This is a genomic window from Desulfuromonas acetexigens, assembly GCF_900111775.1.
Lineage (GTDB): Bacteria > Desulfobacterota > Desulfuromonadia > Desulfuromonadales > Trichloromonadaceae > Trichloromonas > Trichloromonas acetexigens.
Genome location: NZ_FOJJ01000001.1, coordinates 390409 through 407097, shown reverse-complemented (window position 1 = coordinate 407097; position 16689 = coordinate 390409). Strand labels below are relative to the sequence as shown.

At 61.4% G+C, this 16689-nt stretch carries 15 protein-coding genes; 3 read left to right on the top strand and 12 right to left on the bottom strand.

Going from position 1 to position 16689, the window contains the following annotated elements; translation table 11 throughout:
* Window positions 1-126 precede the first annotated feature (126 nt).
* Both BQ4888_RS01955 and BQ4888_RS01950 read right to left on the bottom strand, forming a co-directional pair.
* Window positions 127-1533, bottom strand: a complete 1407-nt coding sequence (locus tag BQ4888_RS01955) for a radical SAM protein (RefSeq protein WP_092052942.1) — start codon at window positions 1531-1533, stop codon at window positions 127-129.
* Window positions 1534-1730: 197 nt separating this feature from the next.
* Window positions 1731-3986 (bottom strand): inorganic phosphate transporter, encoded by a 2256-nt coding sequence (locus tag BQ4888_RS01950; protein WP_092052939.1) that lies wholly within the window; start codon window positions 3984-3986, stop codon window positions 1731-1733.
* 456 nt (window positions 3987-4442) lie between these two features.
* Here BQ4888_RS01950 and BQ4888_RS01945 point away from each other — a divergent pair, with 456 nt between their 5' ends.
* Entirely contained in the window at window positions 4443-4625 is a 183-nt protein-coding gene (locus tag BQ4888_RS01945; protein WP_092052936.1) for a hypothetical protein, read from the top strand.
* 280 nt (window positions 4626-4905) lie between these two features.
* On the opposite strand, the gene BQ4888_RS01940 is transcribed toward BQ4888_RS01945, so the two are convergent.
* Window positions 4906-5724, bottom strand: coding sequence for a GNAT family N-acetyltransferase (locus BQ4888_RS01940; RefSeq protein ID WP_092052933.1), 819 nt, complete (start codon window positions 5722-5724; stop codon window positions 4906-4908).
* A 3-nt stretch (window positions 5725-5727) separates the two neighbouring features.
* Window positions 5728-6867 carry a homocitrate synthase gene (nifV, locus tag BQ4888_RS01935; RefSeq protein WP_092052931.1) on the bottom strand — a complete coding sequence of 380 codons (1140 nt, stop codon included), beginning with the start codon at window positions 6865-6867 and terminating at the stop codon, window positions 5728-5730.
* A gap of 348 nt (window positions 6868-7215) precedes the next feature.
* Here nifV and nifE point away from each other — a divergent pair, with 348 nt between their 5' ends.
* Both nifE and nifN read left to right on the top strand, forming a co-directional pair.
* Window positions 7216-8568, top strand: coding sequence for a nitrogenase iron-molybdenum cofactor biosynthesis protein NifE (gene nifE / locus BQ4888_RS01930; protein WP_092052928.1), 1353 nt, complete (start codon window positions 7216-7218; stop codon window positions 8566-8568).
* Window positions 8556-9842, top strand: coding sequence for a nitrogenase iron-molybdenum cofactor biosynthesis protein NifN (gene nifN, locus BQ4888_RS01925; RefSeq protein ID WP_092052925.1), 1287 nt, complete (start codon window positions 8556-8558; stop codon window positions 9840-9842). The genes nifE and nifN overlap by 13 nt, the downstream gene beginning before the upstream one ends.
* A 37-nt stretch (window positions 9843-9879) precedes the next feature.
* On the opposite strand, the gene BQ4888_RS01920 is transcribed toward nifN, so the two are convergent.
* The 8 genes from BQ4888_RS01920 to nifK form a co-directional block, all read right to left on the bottom strand.
* Window positions 9880-10608, bottom strand: a complete 729-nt coding sequence (locus tag BQ4888_RS01920) for a type 1 glutamine amidotransferase (RefSeq protein WP_092052923.1) — start codon at window positions 10606-10608, stop codon at window positions 9880-9882.
* Between the two features lie 180 nt (window positions 10609-10788).
* A complete protein-coding gene (gene modC / locus BQ4888_RS01915; RefSeq protein ID WP_092052920.1) occupies window positions 10789-11841 on the bottom strand; it encodes a molybdenum ABC transporter ATP-binding protein in 1053 nt (350 codons plus the stop codon).
* Window positions 11838-12533: a molybdate ABC transporter permease subunit gene (gene modB, locus BQ4888_RS01910; RefSeq protein ID WP_092052918.1), complete on the bottom strand. Its 696-nt coding sequence runs from the start codon at window positions 12531-12533 to the stop codon at window positions 11838-11840. The genes modC and modB overlap by 4 nt, the downstream gene beginning before the upstream one ends.
* Before the next feature lie 14 nt (window positions 12534-12547).
* A complete protein-coding gene (gene modA / locus BQ4888_RS01905; protein ID WP_092052915.1) occupies window positions 12548-13297 on the bottom strand; it encodes a molybdate ABC transporter substrate-binding protein in 750 nt (249 codons plus the stop codon).
* An 11-nt stretch (window positions 13298-13308) separates the two neighbouring features.
* Window positions 13309-14184, bottom strand: a complete 876-nt coding sequence (locus BQ4888_RS01900; protein ID WP_092052912.1) for a radical SAM protein — start codon at window positions 14182-14184, stop codon at window positions 13309-13311.
* 34 nt (window positions 14185-14218) lie between these two features.
* Entirely contained in the window at window positions 14219-14488 is a 270-nt protein-coding gene (fdxB, locus tag BQ4888_RS01895; RefSeq protein WP_092052909.1) for a ferredoxin III, nif-specific, read from the bottom strand.
* A gap of 116 nt (window positions 14489-14604) precedes the next feature.
* Window positions 14605-15045 carry a nitrogen fixation protein NifX gene (gene nifX / locus BQ4888_RS01890; RefSeq protein ID WP_240746290.1) on the bottom strand — a complete coding sequence of 147 codons (441 nt, stop codon included), beginning with the start codon at window positions 15043-15045 and terminating at the stop codon, window positions 14605-14607.
* A gap of 96 nt (window positions 15046-15141) precedes the next feature.
* Window positions 15142-16605 carry a nitrogenase molybdenum-iron protein subunit beta gene (gene nifK / locus BQ4888_RS01885; protein WP_092052906.1) on the bottom strand — a complete coding sequence of 488 codons (1464 nt, stop codon included), beginning with the start codon at window positions 16603-16605 and terminating at the stop codon, window positions 15142-15144.
* Between the last annotated feature and the right edge of the window lie 84 nt (window positions 16606-16689).

The following is a 16689-nucleotide window of genomic DNA, read 5'->3' as shown; positions in this document are numbered from 1 at the left end:
ATTAAAGCAGTGGGGATGATTTAGGCAATGTAAAAAATGCGTTCGAGCGTGAACCTGGCGGAGGACTTCGCGCGAATAGGCTTTATCAACGAGACCTTGAGGATGACCGTTCACGGGATCCGAATTTCAGAAATATTCCTGGAGACCTTGCGCCATCGATTCGAAACGGCGGATGTCGTCGAAGAACTTGTCTTCCGGCAAGGATGTCCCCTCGGCAAGAGCCGCCAGAAAGGCGGCGGCTGTTTCCGACGAGAATTCCACATCGCGGCAGACCTTACGTTTTTCGATGACCAGCTTCTGGGTGGGGGTCAGCTTGACTTCGACAAAAGGATGGCGATAGGAGACCGCCGACATCTGCGCCGCTTCGCCGTAGCCGACCAGCAGACGGAAATTACCCCAGGCGATCAGAGGGATAAGAGAGGCGCTGACGTTCAGACGATCCCGGGTGCCGCCGAAGGCCCAGAGTTCAGCGGCGGCCCCCGCCTGGCGGAAGCGCTCGGCCTGTGCGGCGATCGAGTCCGTATCCCCGAGCAGTGTCAGGGTGCGCAGATAGCCGCTCTCCGTCAGATCCTCGAAGCCCTTCTTGACGAAGGGGGCATTGCGCCGGCGCGCGGCGGCTTGCTGGAAGCGGTTTTTGTAGACAAAGGAGCAGTAGTTGACCGGCAGATCGATGCCCCGCTCCAAACCGTGACGAATCAGGCGCAAGGCCGTCAGTTCCGATTCGAGCACCGTCACCTTTTCGCCGTGCAGATAGGTGTAGTTCCGCTGGATCAGTTTTTCGAAATTATAGGGTGTCAACCGCAGCTGGTGCAGGTTGAGATGGCGGACGCCGACCTCTTGCATTTCCGCCAGCTTTCCCTTCATCAACTCGAGCTCTTCGGGGATGGCCGGAATCTCCACCGTCACGCAGGGAATCTCCTCCGCCGCCAGAGCCGCCTTTTTCAGCGAATAGTCGGTGGCGCCGATATCGAAACGGATCTCGTCGAGACCGGCATCGCGCAGCCGTCGCAGCATCTCCCGGTCGAGCAGGGTACCGTTGGTGTAGAGCCAAATGTGCATCCGCCGGCCGAAATGGGCGCGGGCGGCGGCGATAAAGGCCAGGGTGCGGCCGGGGGTGAGCAGGGGCTCGCCGCCGCTGATGCTCATCCCCTTGAAACCGAAGCGTTCGAGATAGGCCACGTAATCGCTGGGACGGCGAAAGTTGACCGTGTTGGTGGTCGGCAGGCCAATTTCGTCCTGGGCGGTCGGGCAGTAGAAGCAGTCCCGGTTGCACTTGCCGCTGATAAAGAGGCACGACCAGGTCCCGGCGCCGCACTCGACACAGCCTGGGGAAAGGCGGCGGCAGTCGAGCTTGGTCCCTTCGTAACCGCACATCGCGCCGCGCCCGTTCAGTTCGGCCAATAGCTGCTCACGCTCGGCGCTGGCGGTGGCGAGACGGTGCGAATCGGAAAAGCGGAGCAGGTCATAGCGCTCGCCGTATTCCGCGCGGTTTTCTTCAATAAACTGCCGTTTGCGGTCCTCTGAAAGTCCCATGGAAAACCCCCGAAAAGAAAGATGCGGACCAAAAAACCGCCTGCCGGCAGAGCCGGACAGACGGTTGAAAAAACTGGCGAATATTAGCATGGTCCCGAGGATGGGGAATAGGGGGGATTTGTCGGAAATGTCGTTTTTTATCCTTCGATGCTGATGGTCAATCCTGATCTTTTTTCCCTGAATGAAAACAGGATCGCTCAGGGACTCGGCGGCTCTTCGAAAGCCCCGAAGGAATGATCGAAAATCTCCAACAGTTCGAGGTTCTGCTTGGAGAGCATCATGGCGTTGCCGACGATGCCGTAATAGAGGATGCTCAGCCGGGTCTTGGAGGTATTGTCCTTGATGCGGGCCGCCTGGCGGAGATTGAGGTCGGCGGCCAAGGCCCGCAACTGGTGGTCTTTGGCTGTCAACCGCTCGAGATTGGCGGTCTGCTTGCGACTGAAGGTCTGCTCGACCTCGAGGAGGATGTCCTGCAACAGTCGGCGCACCTCTTCGAGTTCTTCGATCTGCACCGGCAGCAACCCCTTGTGATGATTGCCGATATGGGTGTATCCCCGCAACACGATGTCGCGGTAGCCGTCGGTGAGCTTCTGCAGCCGACGGATAGTCTGGGCGTAGCGGTGGGAAACGGCGAGACCTTGTTGATCGAGAAGGCGCATGGCTTTCAAGACGTTGGCACTGATGATGTTGGACCACTGCTGAACATGGGAGATCTTCTTACGTTCGACGCCGAGACGGTCGAAGCTTTGCCGGAAGAGGGCGTCGAGGGAAACGTCGAGGGAAGTGCGGATTTCGCGGAGCAATAAGCTCATATGCTCGAAGGTGATGGCCACCGCCGCCCGGGGATCATCCACGGTCTTGAGATTGAAGACCTTTTCCATCTGCGCCTCGCGCACCATCGATTGATGCTTGCGGTGGGCATTCCAGATCATCGCTCCGGCTAAAACGAGCAGCACCACGACACCGAAGGCTTCGCCATAGAAGATGACGGTAGCGCAGAGGGCGGCGGAGAGGAAGGCGACGACCGCAGTCATGAACCAGCCGCCGATCACCGTCAACACTCCGGTGACACGGTAGACGGCGCTATCCCGTCCCCAGGCCCGGTCGGCGAAGGAGCTGCCCATGGCGACCATGAAGGTCACGTAGGTGGTCGAGAGCGGGAGCTTGCTGGCAGTGGCGTAGGAAATCAGAGCGCTGGCCACCATCAGGTTGACCGTGGCCCGCAGCAGATCGAAGGAAGGGATGCGGCCGTCGACCAGCACCGGCGCGGCGGCGGCGGGATCGAGGCGGCGATCGATCCAGCTGCGCACCCCCTGCGGGATGATCAGGCGGACGGTATCGGAGAGATGCAGCACCAGCCGGACGATAGCCCGGGAGAGGAAAATCGACTCGAAGCGCTCATTCCCCTCTTCCTGCTGGCTCAGACTGATTTCCGTTTCGGTCACGGTGCGGGCCTTTTTCGACAGCCACAGGGTCACCACCATGACGCCGCCGGCCAGCATCAGCAGAAAGGTTTCCGAAGGGACCTTGGCGGCCAGCCCGCCCATAGTAACGCCCAAGGGGTTATCGCTGGCCAGAGCGAGCCGGTAGGCATGAAGACCGGCCAGGGGGACACCGATGAAGTTGACCAGGTCGTTGGCGGCAAAGGCCATGGCCAGAGCGAAGGTGCCGATCAACACCACCGGCCTGAGAATATTGAATTTGAGCAACTGCAGAAGCTGCAACACCGCCGCCGCCCCCACGAAGATCAAGAGCAGCAACAGTCCGGTGTGGGTATTGATCCACTCCTGGTTCTGCTTGGAGATGAAGGTGGCACCCTTGGCGCCTTTGACCAGAATAAAGTAGGTGATCGAAGCCAGGGCCATCCCGCCCCACAAGGCTCCGTAACGGCTGATCCGCTTCTGATAGTCGAAGGTGAAGAGTAAGCGGGTGAAAAACTGCACGATCGCCCCGCAGACAAAGGCGATGGCCACCGACAGCAGAATCCCCATGATGATAGTGATGGCCTTGGCCGAATTGATGTACTGGACGACGTTCACCAGGCTCTCACCGGTCGTGAGCAGTTTAAGCATCGCCAGGGCGACGGCGGCGCCGAGCAATTCAAAAACAATTGAAACGGTGGTCGAGGTGGGGAGGCCGTAGGTGTTGAACAGGTCGAGCAGAATGACGTCGGTGATCATCACCGCCAGAAAGATGGTGAGCAATTCGGGCAGGGTGAAGAACTGGGGATGGAAAATGCCGCTGCGGGCCACCTCCATCATGCCGCTGGAGAAGGTTACCCCGGCCATGATCCCGAGGCTGGCGATGATCATGATGGTCGTTCGCGGCGCTACCCGTGAACCAATGGACGAATTGAGAAAATTCACCGCATCGTTGCTGACCCCGACCATAATGTCGAAAAAGGCGACCAGACCGAGGATCACCACCCCGACAAAAAGAATTTCCATACTCATGATGCCTAGCTTTCCTTTCCCCGCGACCGTCGGCGGGACGCTTCCTGTGGGGGCCGAAAATATCCGGAGCGCCACAAATGGACGACGGGCCGGTCAGAATTTCTGTCCTGACCCCAATCCGTTCGTGAATGATGGTTATGCCTGACTCGCAGCAAAACGTACAGCTTTTACAGGAGAAATGTTAGGATCGTGTTAGCGTTTTGAATATTACCAAAGAAACCTGAAGTTTTTCGGCCGGCGCCCGAGAAACCGCCATTGCGGATTCATCTCAGGGCAAACTATCTGTGGGTTGCGCCTGCGTAAAGGCGAGGTATGATTAAAAAACTCAACACTTAAGGGGAGGGGAGAAGCGGATGAAGAAGATGTAACTTCTCCCTTCGCAGGCCAGGGGATAACCCTTTCTGGAATTATCCCGTAGCTACAATCGTACCCCCAGTAGAGCAAAGGAGAGCACCGATGACTGAATGGAGCTGTGAAAATCCGGAAGAACATTGCGATCTGCATGCCTGTCAGCTGAGCTACAAAGAACGCAACCCGCAACTCGACAAGGAATTATTCGATGATCCCCGTTTTGTGTGCCTCAACTGCGGCGCAAAAGTTCATGACGGCAAGAACGTCTGCCGACCTCGACCATTGTAGATTGAGTGGGCGCTGAAGCGTTCGCCTCGCGAAAACACCTTCATAAGTTTGTCAGCGTTACGTCTAACTTTCAGCCCCTTTCATACGCCAAAAGCCGCCTACTGGGTTGATCCCGTAGGCGGCTTTTCATAGTGATGACAACGATTTCAGGCTTAACTATCCTCGCCCAAAAAATCCACAACAAACCCCTCTTTTCTGGCTCGCCGATGAATGACATGGGGAAGTTTTCGGTCGGCGCGGCGATGCTCCGCGCGTTTTCCTCCCCGCACTTTCACCGGACCTAGCCCACACTCCCCAGGCTCGCCAACGCCAACATCCGGTCCAGGCGCGCTGCGCCGGGGCCGCCCCGGACCATCAGTGCCGCGCGGCGGCTGGGGATGAAGCCGACTTCGGCTAAAAGAGGATGCACGGGGGAGGAGAGGAGAGTGTCGATCACCAGTTCACGGCCGGGATCGGCGGCGGTGAGGGCCTGTCGCAGCAGGTCGCGGTTAGCACAGGGATCGGATTCCCCTTTGTCCTTGTACCAGGGACCGAGGATGTTCATGTCGCCGCCCTGCTGTAAGAAGATCACCACATCCCCGGCGATAAAAGCGCGACCGTGGTTGGCCACCGCCATCAGCAGTTCGCGGCGGCTTTCCCCCCAGGCGCGGCTGTCGGCGAGCCACAGTCCTTCGTTGTTTCGTAAGCCGTCATCGCACCCGCCGCCAACGCCATCGCCCACCCACCGCTCGATTTCGTCGATTTTCGCGAAGCCGTATTGTTTATAAAGCGGTCGTCCCTGCTCCGAGGCCGTCAGCCAGAGATTGTTCAGCCTTTTTCTTTCCAACCGGGCCACGGCCGCTGCAAAGAGCTGTCGGCCGTACCCACGGCCCCGAGATTCCGGTGGCACGATAAGGTTGCCGATCCAGCCGCTGCGTTGGTGGGGGACCGCGGTGACGAAACCGCGCCATTGGCCATCGATTTCCAGGGCAAGGGCATGCCCCGCCCAGGGGCCGCGAAAGAGTTGCCGCTCCGCCGGTGAAATCCGCCAGTTCTCGGCGGCGGCCAAGCGCGCGAAAATGTCCCAGTCCGCCGCCGTCGCGGTGCGAATCTCCGTCACGGCTCAGGCCACCTTCCGCAACGTGCCGCAGAGCAGGCGCAGTTCCGGGTCGCTCAAGGGGCGTTTGTTGCGCTGGGAAATCCCCCGCACTCGCTCCAGCAGGGCATCGAGTTCGCTCCGCTCCAGGTCGATACCGAGCTGACGCAGGCGGTAACCGAGGCCGTGCCGCCCGGAATGCTTGCCGACCACCAGATGCCGCTCCAGGCCGACTTCCGCCGGATCGAAGCCTTCGTAGTTGCCTGGGTTTTTCAGCACGCCGTCGGCGTGCAGACCCGACTCGTGGGAAAAGACCTTCTCGCCGACCACCGCCTTCCAGTCCGGCACCGGCCGACAACTGGCGCAACCGACCAGTCGTGACAGCTCGACGAAGCGCCGGGTGTCGAGGCCGAGATCGACGCCGCAGGCGTGTTTCAATCCCATGACCACCTCTTCGAAGGCGGCGTTCCCGGCCCGCTCGCCGAGGCCGTTGACCGTGGTGTTGACGAAGCGCGCTCCGGCGCGGATGCCGGCCAGGGCGTTGGCGGTGGCCATCCCCAGGTCGTTGTGGGTGTGCACTTCGAGGTCGAGGTCGACCCGATCTGCCAGATATTTCACTTTTTCGTAGGTGGAAAAGGGATCGAGAATGCCCAGGGTGTCACAGAAGCGGAAACGGTCGGCGCCCAGCTCGCGGCCGATGGTCATCAGCTCGACGAGAAAGTCGAGATCGGCCCGGCTGGCGTCCTCGCCGCCGATGGAGACATACAGGCCGTGACGCTTGGCGAAACCGCAGGCGACCTTGAGCTGCTTTCGGACCCAGTCCCGGGACTGGCGTAGTTTTTTAGCGATGTGGATGTCGGAGACGGAGAGGGAAATGTCGACGGCACTCACGCCGCTGTCGATGGAAGCCTGGATGTCGGAGACGACCGCCCGGTTCCAGGTGATGAGCCGGGCCTTGAGGCCGAGATCGACCAGAGCCTTGACGTCGGCCCTCTCGGCCGCGCCCATGGCGGGGATACCGCACTCCAGTTCGCCGACGCCGATTGCGTCGAGCATGCGGGCAATGGCGACTTTTTCCGCGCGGCTGAAGACGACCCCGGCGGTTTGTTCGCCGTCGCGCAGGGTGGTGTCGTCAATGATGATGCGCGTTCCATCCAGCTGTTCCATGGTCCACCTCCAAAAGCAAAGCCCCGGCTCGATAGGGAGTCCGGGGCGGCGTCGCCGAGTGCGGCCGGCGGCGGTGCCGGCGTGGTCAGCTTAGGGTAGAGCAAGGGCCGTGCCGTTGTGGAAAGGGGGCAAATACAGGGTTTTTTGGGATTCTCGGCGCGCAATTCTGCCGAAAAAAGCGGCAATCTGCCTGCTTTTTATTCGGTGATCAGCCGTTCCAGCAATGTCGAAGGCCCATTCTCCGATGTTTTTTATCCTGGCAAGGCTTTTGCTGTAGGACAAAGCGAGCGCCTCGTCCCAACGCCGTGACCAGGCTTGAATCCCGATTTTTCTGGAAAGGGACGCGCCATGGCCGGTAAACCGAAAATCAAGGAACTGCTCAACGAAAGCGCCTGCGCCCACAGCCCGACGAAAAAGGCCGCCTGCAACGCCCCGACGCCGGGGGCGACCACCGGCGGCTGCGCCTTCGAAGGGGCGCAGATTTCTCTCTTCCCTTACGCCGACGCCGCCCATCTGGTGCACGGCCCGATCACCTGCCTCGGCGCCTCCTGGGAAACCCGCGCCACCAAAACCAGCCATCCGGGGCGGGATTTCACCCAGATGGGTTTCACCACCGACATCACCAACAACGACGTGGTTTTCGGCGGCGAGGGGAAGCTGCGCGATGCCATCGCCCATATCCTGACGCACTACGCCCCGTCGGCGATCTTTGTCTATGCCACCTGTGTTACCGCCCTGATCGGCGACGATATCGACGCCATTTGCAAGGAGGCGGCGGAACAGTACGGCCTGCCGGTGGTGCCGGTGCACGCCCCCGGCTTCGTCGGCGGCAAGAATCTCGGCAGCCGCCTCGGCGGCGAGGCGGTGCTGCGCCACCTGATCGGCACCGCCGAGCCCGAATTCACGACGGATTTCGACATCAACCTGATCGGCGAATACAACGTCACCGGTGATCTCTGGCAATATTCCCATCTGCTGGAAGAGCTGGGTATCCGCGTTCTGTCGACTTTGAGCGGTGATGGGCGCATCGCGGCCATCCGCACCGCCCACCGCGCCCGACTGAACGTCCTGGTCTGCGCCAAATCTTTGATCTCCCTGACCCGCAAGATGCAGGAGCGCTACGACATCCCTTTCGTCTCCCTCTCTTTCTACGGCAAGCGCGACACCTCGGCGGGGCTGCTGGCCATCGCCGAGGCCCTGGGGGACTCCGACCTGATCGAACGCACCCAAAAGCTGATCGTCCGCGAGGAGGCGAAGCTGGAGGAACGGCTCGCCCCCTACCGGGAAGTGTTTCGCGGCAAGAAAGCGGTGCTCAACACCGGCGGCAACAAGGCCTGGTCCATCGCCGCGGCCTTGCAGGATCTTGGCATCGAGGTGGTGGCGACGGCGGTGGGCAAATCGACGGAGGCGGATCGGGAGAAGGCTCGGGAATATCTCGGCCCGGACGCGGTGTTGATGACCAAGCCGGGGCAGGAGCAGGCGCGGATCATCGACGAGACCGGCGCCCAGCTATTGCTGGCGGGGGGACGCAGCCTCTATACGGCGATCAAGAAGGGGATCGCCTTCGCCGACGTCAATCAGGAAAAGAAGAAGAGCTACGGCGGCTACGCGGGACTGCTCAACCTGGCCGAAGATCTCAGGAACGCCCTGGAGAATCCGGTGTTCCGCAACGTAGCACGGAGGGCGCCATGGGAGAAGTGATGATGAAAACGCGCAAGCCGTTGCAGGTCAACCCCTTCAAGCTCTCCCAGCCGATGGGGGCGACCCTGGCCTTTCTCGGCGTCGACCGCTGCATGCCGCTGATGCACGGCGCCATGGGCTGCACCAGCTTCGCCAAGGTCTATTATACCCGCCATTTCTGCGAGCCGATCGCCATCCAGACCACCGCCGTCACCGACGTGACCGCCATTCTCGACGGCGGCGATACCAGCATCGTCGAAGCGGTGAAGAACATCACCGCCAAGGTCAGCCCAGGCCTGATCGGTCTGCACAGCACCGGCCTGACCGAAACCAAGGGGGACGATCTGCGCGGCGTTGCTTCAAAAATCGACTTTCCCCTGGTCTATGTCAACACCCCCGATTACGAAGGGGGGCTGGAGAGCGGTTGGGCGCTGGCGACTCAGGCGATGATCGAGCAGCTGGTCGCGCCGACTGAAGAGATCAACGACGACAAGCTGGTGCTGCTCCCCCATGTCGGTCTCACCTCCATCGAGGTGGAGAAACTCAAGGAGTTCATCGCCGCCTTCGGCTTTGACGTGCTCGCGCTCCCCGACCTGTCGACCGCCCTCGACGGCCATCTCGGGGAGAAACAGGCGGCTCTCTCCAGCGGCGGCATCGCGGTCGGGGAGATCCGGCGCCTGGCCGACGCCGGGCTGGTGGTGAGCGTCGGCGATTCCATGCGCGGCTGCGCCGAAGCCTTGCAAAAGAAAAATCCCTTCATCCGCCACCGGCACTTCGCCCAGGTGAGCGGACTTTCCGGCACCGACGCCCTGGCGTCCTGGCTGCTTGCCGAAAGCGGCCGCGAGTTGCCGCCGCCGGCCGTCGTCCGCTGGCGCAAACGCCTGCAGGACGCCATGCTCGACAGCCATTTCTCCCTGGGCCAGACCCGGGTTCTCGCCGTCGGCGAACCGGATCAGCTGGCCGGTCTCTGTCTCACCCTGCACGAGGCCGGAGCCAGGGTCTCCGTCGCCATCAGCACGGTGGCTTCGTCCTCGTTGGAAAAGATTCCGGCGGAGCGTGTACTGGTCGGCGATCTTGAAGATGCCGAGAACCTGGGGGGCGACTACGACCTGGTCGTCGGCAACGGCCACTGCGAGGCCCTGGCGCACCGGTTGCACAAGCCCTTGGTGCTGCGCGGTTTTCCCAATTGGGAGGAGGTGGGAAATCCGTTAAAACATGATGTGTTGTATGAAGGTGGGGCCTACTTTTTATGCGAGTGCGCCAACGCGGCGGAGAAGTTTAGGGGGCATGGGTGATCCCCCTCAAACGGAAGGAAGAGGGGGGGCACGCGGTTTAACGGATATGGCAATAACGATCTGCGGCTGGATTAGGGCGTGAGGAGAGGGCAGACTGGCAGGAAGCGACCACCCCGAGAAAATTTTGCAACAGTTGCTCCCCAACCAGATGCAAGCTGAACTGCCGCCGCTGGAAATCGGTGATCAGTGGTCCTTTGTCCAGGGCCTTTTCGCACCAGTCCCGCATGATTGTCCCGTCGATCTCCGGGTGAAATTGCACCCCCCAGGCCTTGCCGTAACGAATGGCCTGAGCCGGACAATCGGCCGTCGAGGCCAGAAGCTCGGCCCCTTCGGGGACTTCGAAGCTGTCGTTGTGCCAATGGAAGACGGGAAAGCTGTCGGGCAGCCCGGCGAAGAGCGGATCTTTGCGCCCAGCGGCGCTCAGGGTCAAAGAATGGCAGCCCTGTTCACCGGAATGACCGGAGTGCACCCCGGCGCCGAGAGCCTCGGCCAGCAGCTGGCCGCCGAGACAGATGCCGAGGCAGGGCAGATTTTCCGCCAGGATCTCATGGACGAAAGCCTTGACCCGGGCCAGGAAGGGGTGGCTCGCCTGATCATGAACGCCCAACGTGCCGCCGAGGATGATGACGCCGCCGGCCCGGCGCAGGGGCGGGGCGGTTTCCCCGGCATAGGGACGCCACACCCCGTGGGAAACCCGCCAGTCCCGCAGGAGCTTGCCGTAGAGCCCCGCCGGACAGCGGGGGTCGTTTTCGACGATGAGAATCATGGTTCCTCCTGGTCTTCGTTGTTCATCTGAAAATCAAGACAACGCCCACTACGGAGGCACAGAGATCGCGGAGCAAGCAAAAACATCGAGTTAAACTCTTTTGCTAAGCATTAGCTTTTAACTGACTGTTTTTTCTAAGTGTTCTCAGTGGCTCAGTGGTTAAAAATCTTTTCCAAGTAACTACAAGGGCCGAAAGGCCGACGCCTTTATAATCGCGTAAATCTCCGCTCCCTCCCGAATGTCCAACTCCCTGGCCGCCTCGCGCACCAGTTGCGAAACGAGGGGCTGACCGCCGCAATCCAGTTCAATGCCGATGCGGTTGCCGCTCTCGAAGATCTGCGCGACTCGGCATGACAGAAGATTGCGGGCACTGCTCGCCTGGGGACGGCCTTTGAAGAGGGTGACATCCTTGGAGGAAAGCTGGAAAAGGGCCGATTTCCGAGCGGCACGTTCGGTAAGAATCAGCTGTTGCCCACCCCAGTCGTAAGCCCAAAGATCATCCGCCGGACGGGGACGTTCCAGGCTCAGCAGGTTGATGTAGCCCGCCTGCCGACTCCCCATCAGGCTTCGCGCTAGTTCTTCCGCCGGGGACTGGGAGATCAGCCGACCTTCGTCGAAGAGCAGAACGTCATCGGTCATCAGGCGCATTTCGTTGAGGGAATGGCTGATGAAGATCAGGGGGATGCCGAACTCGGCGAAGACCGCCTTGAGATCGGGGATGATTCGGTACTTGCTCCCGTCGTCGAGCCCGGTGAGGGGTTCGTCCATGAGGATCAGGCGCGGACAGGCCAGCACCGCGCGGCCCAGGGCAACCCGCCGCCGTTCCCCGCCGGAAAGGGTGGCGACATCACGCTCCAGCAGGGGGCCGAGGCCCAGCACCTCGCCGAGGGCTTCGGGGGCGATGCGGCGGTCGCGGCGAGGAAGGCGCTTGTAGCCGTAGAGCAGATTGCAGCGCACGTTCAAATGGGGGAAGAGATGGGCGTGCTGGAAAACCACGGCGATGCGCCGCCGCTCTGGCGGGATCAAGACGTTGCGCCCCCCGTCGTAGAGGGTTTCCCCGTCGAGGCGGATGAGACCGGAATCGGGGCGGACCAGTCCCGCCAGCATCCCCATCAGGGTCGATTTACCGCTCCCCGACTTGCCGTAAACCCCGATGCGTCGGCCTGCCACGGCGAAAACGGCGGAAAAGCGGAAATCCCCCAGACGTTTTTCCAGCGCGACTTCCAGTTTCATGAGGACTTCTCCGTCCCGGCGCGCCGACGGCCGACTAAGCGTTCGCTCCCCAGCAGAACGCACAGGGAGAGGCCGATGGCGACCAGGCAGAGGGTCAGGGCCTGACTGTCTCCCCCAGGCACGGCGGCATAGTCGTAGATCGCCAGCGGGATGGTGCGGGTCGAGCCGGCGATGTTGCCGGCAATCATGATGGTGGCGCCGAACTCGCCGAGCCCGCGGGCGAACATCAGCGTCGCGCCGGCCAGCAGCGACCGCCAGGAGAGGGGGAGGATCATGGTGAAAAGCTGGTCGTGCCAGGGGGCGCCCAGGGTCCGCGCCGCCGCGAGCAGGTCTTTGTCGATGCTCTCCATGCCGATGCGCAGCGACCGTACCAGCAGAGGAAACCCGACGACCAGGGCTGCCAGCACCGCCGCTTTCCAGGTGAAAATGACGCGAATGCCGAGGGTATTGAGCAGGCCGCCGAACCAACTGTCTTGTCCCACCAGCAACAGCAGCAGATAGCCGACCACTACCGGCGGCAGCACCAGCGGCAGATTGACCAGTCCTTCCAGCAGCGCCTTGCCCGGCAGGCGGACGAAGACCAGCAGGGCGGCGATGGCGAAGCCCGCCGGCAGGGCGAGCAGGGTCGCCAGGGTCGCCACCTGGGCCGAGAGCCAGATGGCCTGATAATCGTTGGCGGATAGTTCAAACATCGGAGCCTCCCCGGTCAGGGGCCTGTCGAACTCGTCAGGAAACCGTGCCGCGCCAGAATTCGCCGTGCCGCGTCACTCTGGAGGAACGCGAAGAATGACACTGCGGCCGGATTCTCCTGCCCGGACAGGGTCAGCGCCATGGGGTAGCTCACCGGATCATGCAAATCCCCGGGGATTTCGTAGAGTATTCGTGCCTGCCGGGCGAGGCGGGCGTCGGTGCGATAGACCAGGGCCGCGTCCACCTCGCCGCGCTCGGCGAGGACCACCGCCTGACCGACATCCTGAACCGGCACCAGGCGCTTGCGCAGGGGCTCATGGAGTTCGGCGGCCGTGAGCGCCTGCTCGGCGTACTCGCCGGCCGGCCCGCTTTTCGGATTGACCAGGGTGATGCGCTCCAACTTCAGCAGATCGTCCAGTCCGGTCAAGGTGGCCGGAGCGCGGCCGATGACTACCAGCTGATTGCCGGCGAGGACGGCGGGCGTATCATTGAGCAGCCCCTTCCTCGCCAGATAATCGAGCCATTTGCCGTTGGCCGAAACGAAGAGATCGACCGGGGCGCCCTGCTCGATCTGCCTGGCCAGGGTGCCGGAAGCGCCGAAATTGCTCGAAAAGCGAACTCTGTCGGTTTCGGCGGCGTACTCTTCGGTCAATGCCCCCATGACTTCGCGCAGGCTCGTCGCCACCGACAGCCGCACCTCGTCGGCCATGGCCGGCGAGACAAACAGGAGCAGTCCCAACAACCCGACCGGGATGATCGCTTTCATGGGACCCTCCTTCAAATGGCTTGGGCGTGCAAGGCTTCCAGATCGATGTCCCGTCCCACCACCCCGGCTGCGTCGGCGCGGCACTGTTTGCAGTGGCGGGCCTGGGAGAGAATCAGTTCGGCCTGGTTTCGCACCATCTCCATCACTGCCTCCGACGGGGGTTCGATCTCCTTGAACAGGCCCAGGGGGATAACCGGGATGATGTTCATCATCGTCGCGCCGAGTTCGCGGACCCTGACCGCCAGATCGAGGGTTTCGTGGTCGTTGACGCCGGGGATGTAGACGTGGTTGATCTTGACCATCAGCCCGGCTTGGGCGGCCGCCGCGACCCCGGCCAGTTGCCGTTCGAGCAGCACCGCCGCGCCTTCCGCCCCACTCAAACGGCGGCCGTCGAGACGGATCCATTCGTAAACCTTGCCCCCCGTCTCCGCCGTCAGGGCGTTGATGGTGACGGTCAGGCTATGGACGCCAAGGTCGACGATTTCATCGAGCCGTTCCTCCAGCAGCAGGCCGTTGGTGGAAAGACACAGCATCAGCTCGGGAAAGGCCTGTTTCACCAGTTGGAAGGTGGCGAAGGTCTTTTCGTTGGCCAGAGGATCGCCGGGGCCGGCAATGCCGACCACCTTCAGGCGCGCTTCCCCTTGTTTTTCCATGTGTCGCCGCACCAGGCGTACCCGTTCCAGGGCCTCGTCCGGCAACAGCACCCGGCTGGTGACGCCGGGGCGGCTTTCGTTGGCGCAGTCGAACTTGCGCTCACAGAAGCCGCACTTGATGTTGCATCCCGGCGCGACGGGGAGATGCAGACGACCGGCTTTATGATGGTCGCCGCCGAAGCAGGGGTGGTCGGTCTGGGCTTTCATTCGCATCATCGGGCAGCCGTTGGCCATGGGATTCTCCTTTCCGCCGGGTAAGCCGGAGTCGCTACATTTCAAGGGTCGTGAAAGTGAAACACTTCTTTGGGCAGGTCACGCCGCAGCCGGCGCAGCCGATGCAGTTGTCGGAGTTGACGATGGTCATGACCATGCGTTCGGTATCCGTTTCTTCATCGTAGATATCGCCGGGGCCGAGAACCTTACGGGAGCAGGCTTTGAAACAGCGGCCGCAACCGATGCATTTTTCGGGGTCGATGGCGTCGGCGAAGGTCGGGGTCCAGCTCTTGCCGCCGCGGGTGAGTCCGGTTAAAAGGGGCATGGGGATTTCTCCTTGTTATGTGTTCGATTTGTGTTTTTCTGGATGGAGGGGCGCAGCATGCTGCGCCCTTACTTCGTTGTCTACCGGCCTGTTTCCGGGAAACGCTTTCCTCTTCCCTACGCTTCCAATCCCGGCCGTTCCCCTTTCAGCAGCGCCTTGCGCAGCCAGGGGGGCGGGCTGTCGCGCAACACTTCCTGAAGTTTCGCGACGACGGTGGTGATCGGCTCCCGCTCCTTGCTCTTGATCGGATGAATCTTTTTCGCCACCAGGCGGGCGGCGGCCGGCCCGCCGATTTCCGCCACATAGACCAGGGCGCAGTCGGCCAATCCGGAACAGCGGGATTCGATGCGGTCGGCTTCGTCGTCCCCCTCGGTTTTGACCTGCACGACGCCGGTAAATCCGGCCTCTTCCGGACCGACTTCCCAGATCATGAACTGCTCGGCACGGCCGAAATGCTCATTCACATGAATCTTGTCGTTGCTGGCGAATGCCACTTTCATGCACAGACCTCGCTTTCTGCTGCTGTCGATGATGTCGAAACGTCGGGTGCGGATCATGTGACACCCTTTCGGGGAGAAGGTTCGAGGATAAAGGCTAAAGGAGAAAGGTAATGCCAAATCCTTTTTCCTTTGACCTTTATCCTTTTGCCTTTTTTACCTCATCATCTCGAACCACTGGTTTTCACAGGTTTCATCCTTCATATCGAGGAACTTGTTGGCGATCATGGTCAGCATGTTCACCGCTCCCTGATAGCCGATCACCGGGCTGCGATGCAGGTTGACCCGGTCGATGATCGGGAAACCGATGCGGAAGAGGGGGATCTTCGCATCGCGGGCCGCCCATTTGGCATGGGTGTCGCCGATAATGCCGTCGACGGGGTCGGTCATCAGCAGGGAGCGCAGGTGCCAGAGATCCTTGTTGATGTAAACCTTGCCCGTCGCGCCGAAGGGGGAGGTCGCCAAGAGCGCCTTCATCTCCTTTTCGAACTTCTTGGTGGTGCGCGAGCAGAGCACGTGGTAGGGGATCGCGCCCATTTCCAGCAGGAAACTGACGATGCCGAGCAGGTAGTCGGGGTCCCCGGCGACGGCGAACTTTTTGCCGTGCAGGTACTGGTGGGCGTCGGTCATGGCGTCGACGGCGCGGCCGCGTTCGGCTTTAAGTTCTTCCGGAACCGGCTTGCCGAAGAGTTCGGCGAGCTTCATCAGGAATTCGTCGGTCTTCTTGATGCCGAAAGGCATGGGCATGGCCACCTTTTCGCCGCTGTACTCTTCCTCGATCCACTTCATGGTGTTGGTCGTGGAATATTTCTGCAGGGCCAGCGTCACCTTGCCGTTGATCGACTCGGCCGCATCTTCGAGTTTGGTTCCCCCGGGATAGAGGCGGTAGTGGCCGTCGCAGGGGGAATCGAAGACCTCGGAGATGTCGGCCAGCACCGTGTAGGGGATACCGAAAAGTTCGAGGATGCGCTTGTACTCGCGGATGTTGGCGGTATTTCCGTCAAAGCCGGGGATCAGGTTGAGCTTGCCGGTACACTTGCCTTCGATCTTTTGTCCCGCAGTCAGGGTTTCGAGGATGCTCTTGAGCATGGAGTCGTAGCCGTGGATGTGGGTGCCGTTGAAGCTCGGGGTGTTGGCGTAAGGGATCGGCAGATCCTCGGGCACATGCCCTTGCAGCCGGGCATTTTTGATGAATGCGGTAAGGTCGTCGCCGATGACCTCGGGCATGCAGGTGGTGTAGACCGCCAGCATCTTCGGCTTGTACAGGGCGTAGGCGTTCTCCAACCCCTCGAAGAGGTTGTTCTGGCCGCCGAAGACGGCGCCGTCCTCGGTCATGGCGTCGCAGGTCGCGGCGGCCGGCTCGCGGAAGTGGCGGCTGAAGGTGCTGCGGAAGTAAGAGGCACAGCCCTGGGAGCCATGCACGAAAGGGAGTGTCCCTTCGAAAGCGGTGGCGACCATCTGTGCTCCCAGCGGCTGGCAGGCGTGGGCCGGATTGACCACCAGGGCCTCGCGGGCAAAGTTCTTTTCTTTGTACTCCTCGGTGTCGATCCATTTCTCGACCCGCGCGATCTCTTCGGGTGGAGTTTCGGTCACTAATTTCACGGCGGCTTCAGCGCTCATATAGAATCTCCCTTTGGGCGTTTTACTTTAAGGGCGAGGCGATGCCTAGCCCAGGGCGACCCGGCGGGTCGCCCCTACGTAGGG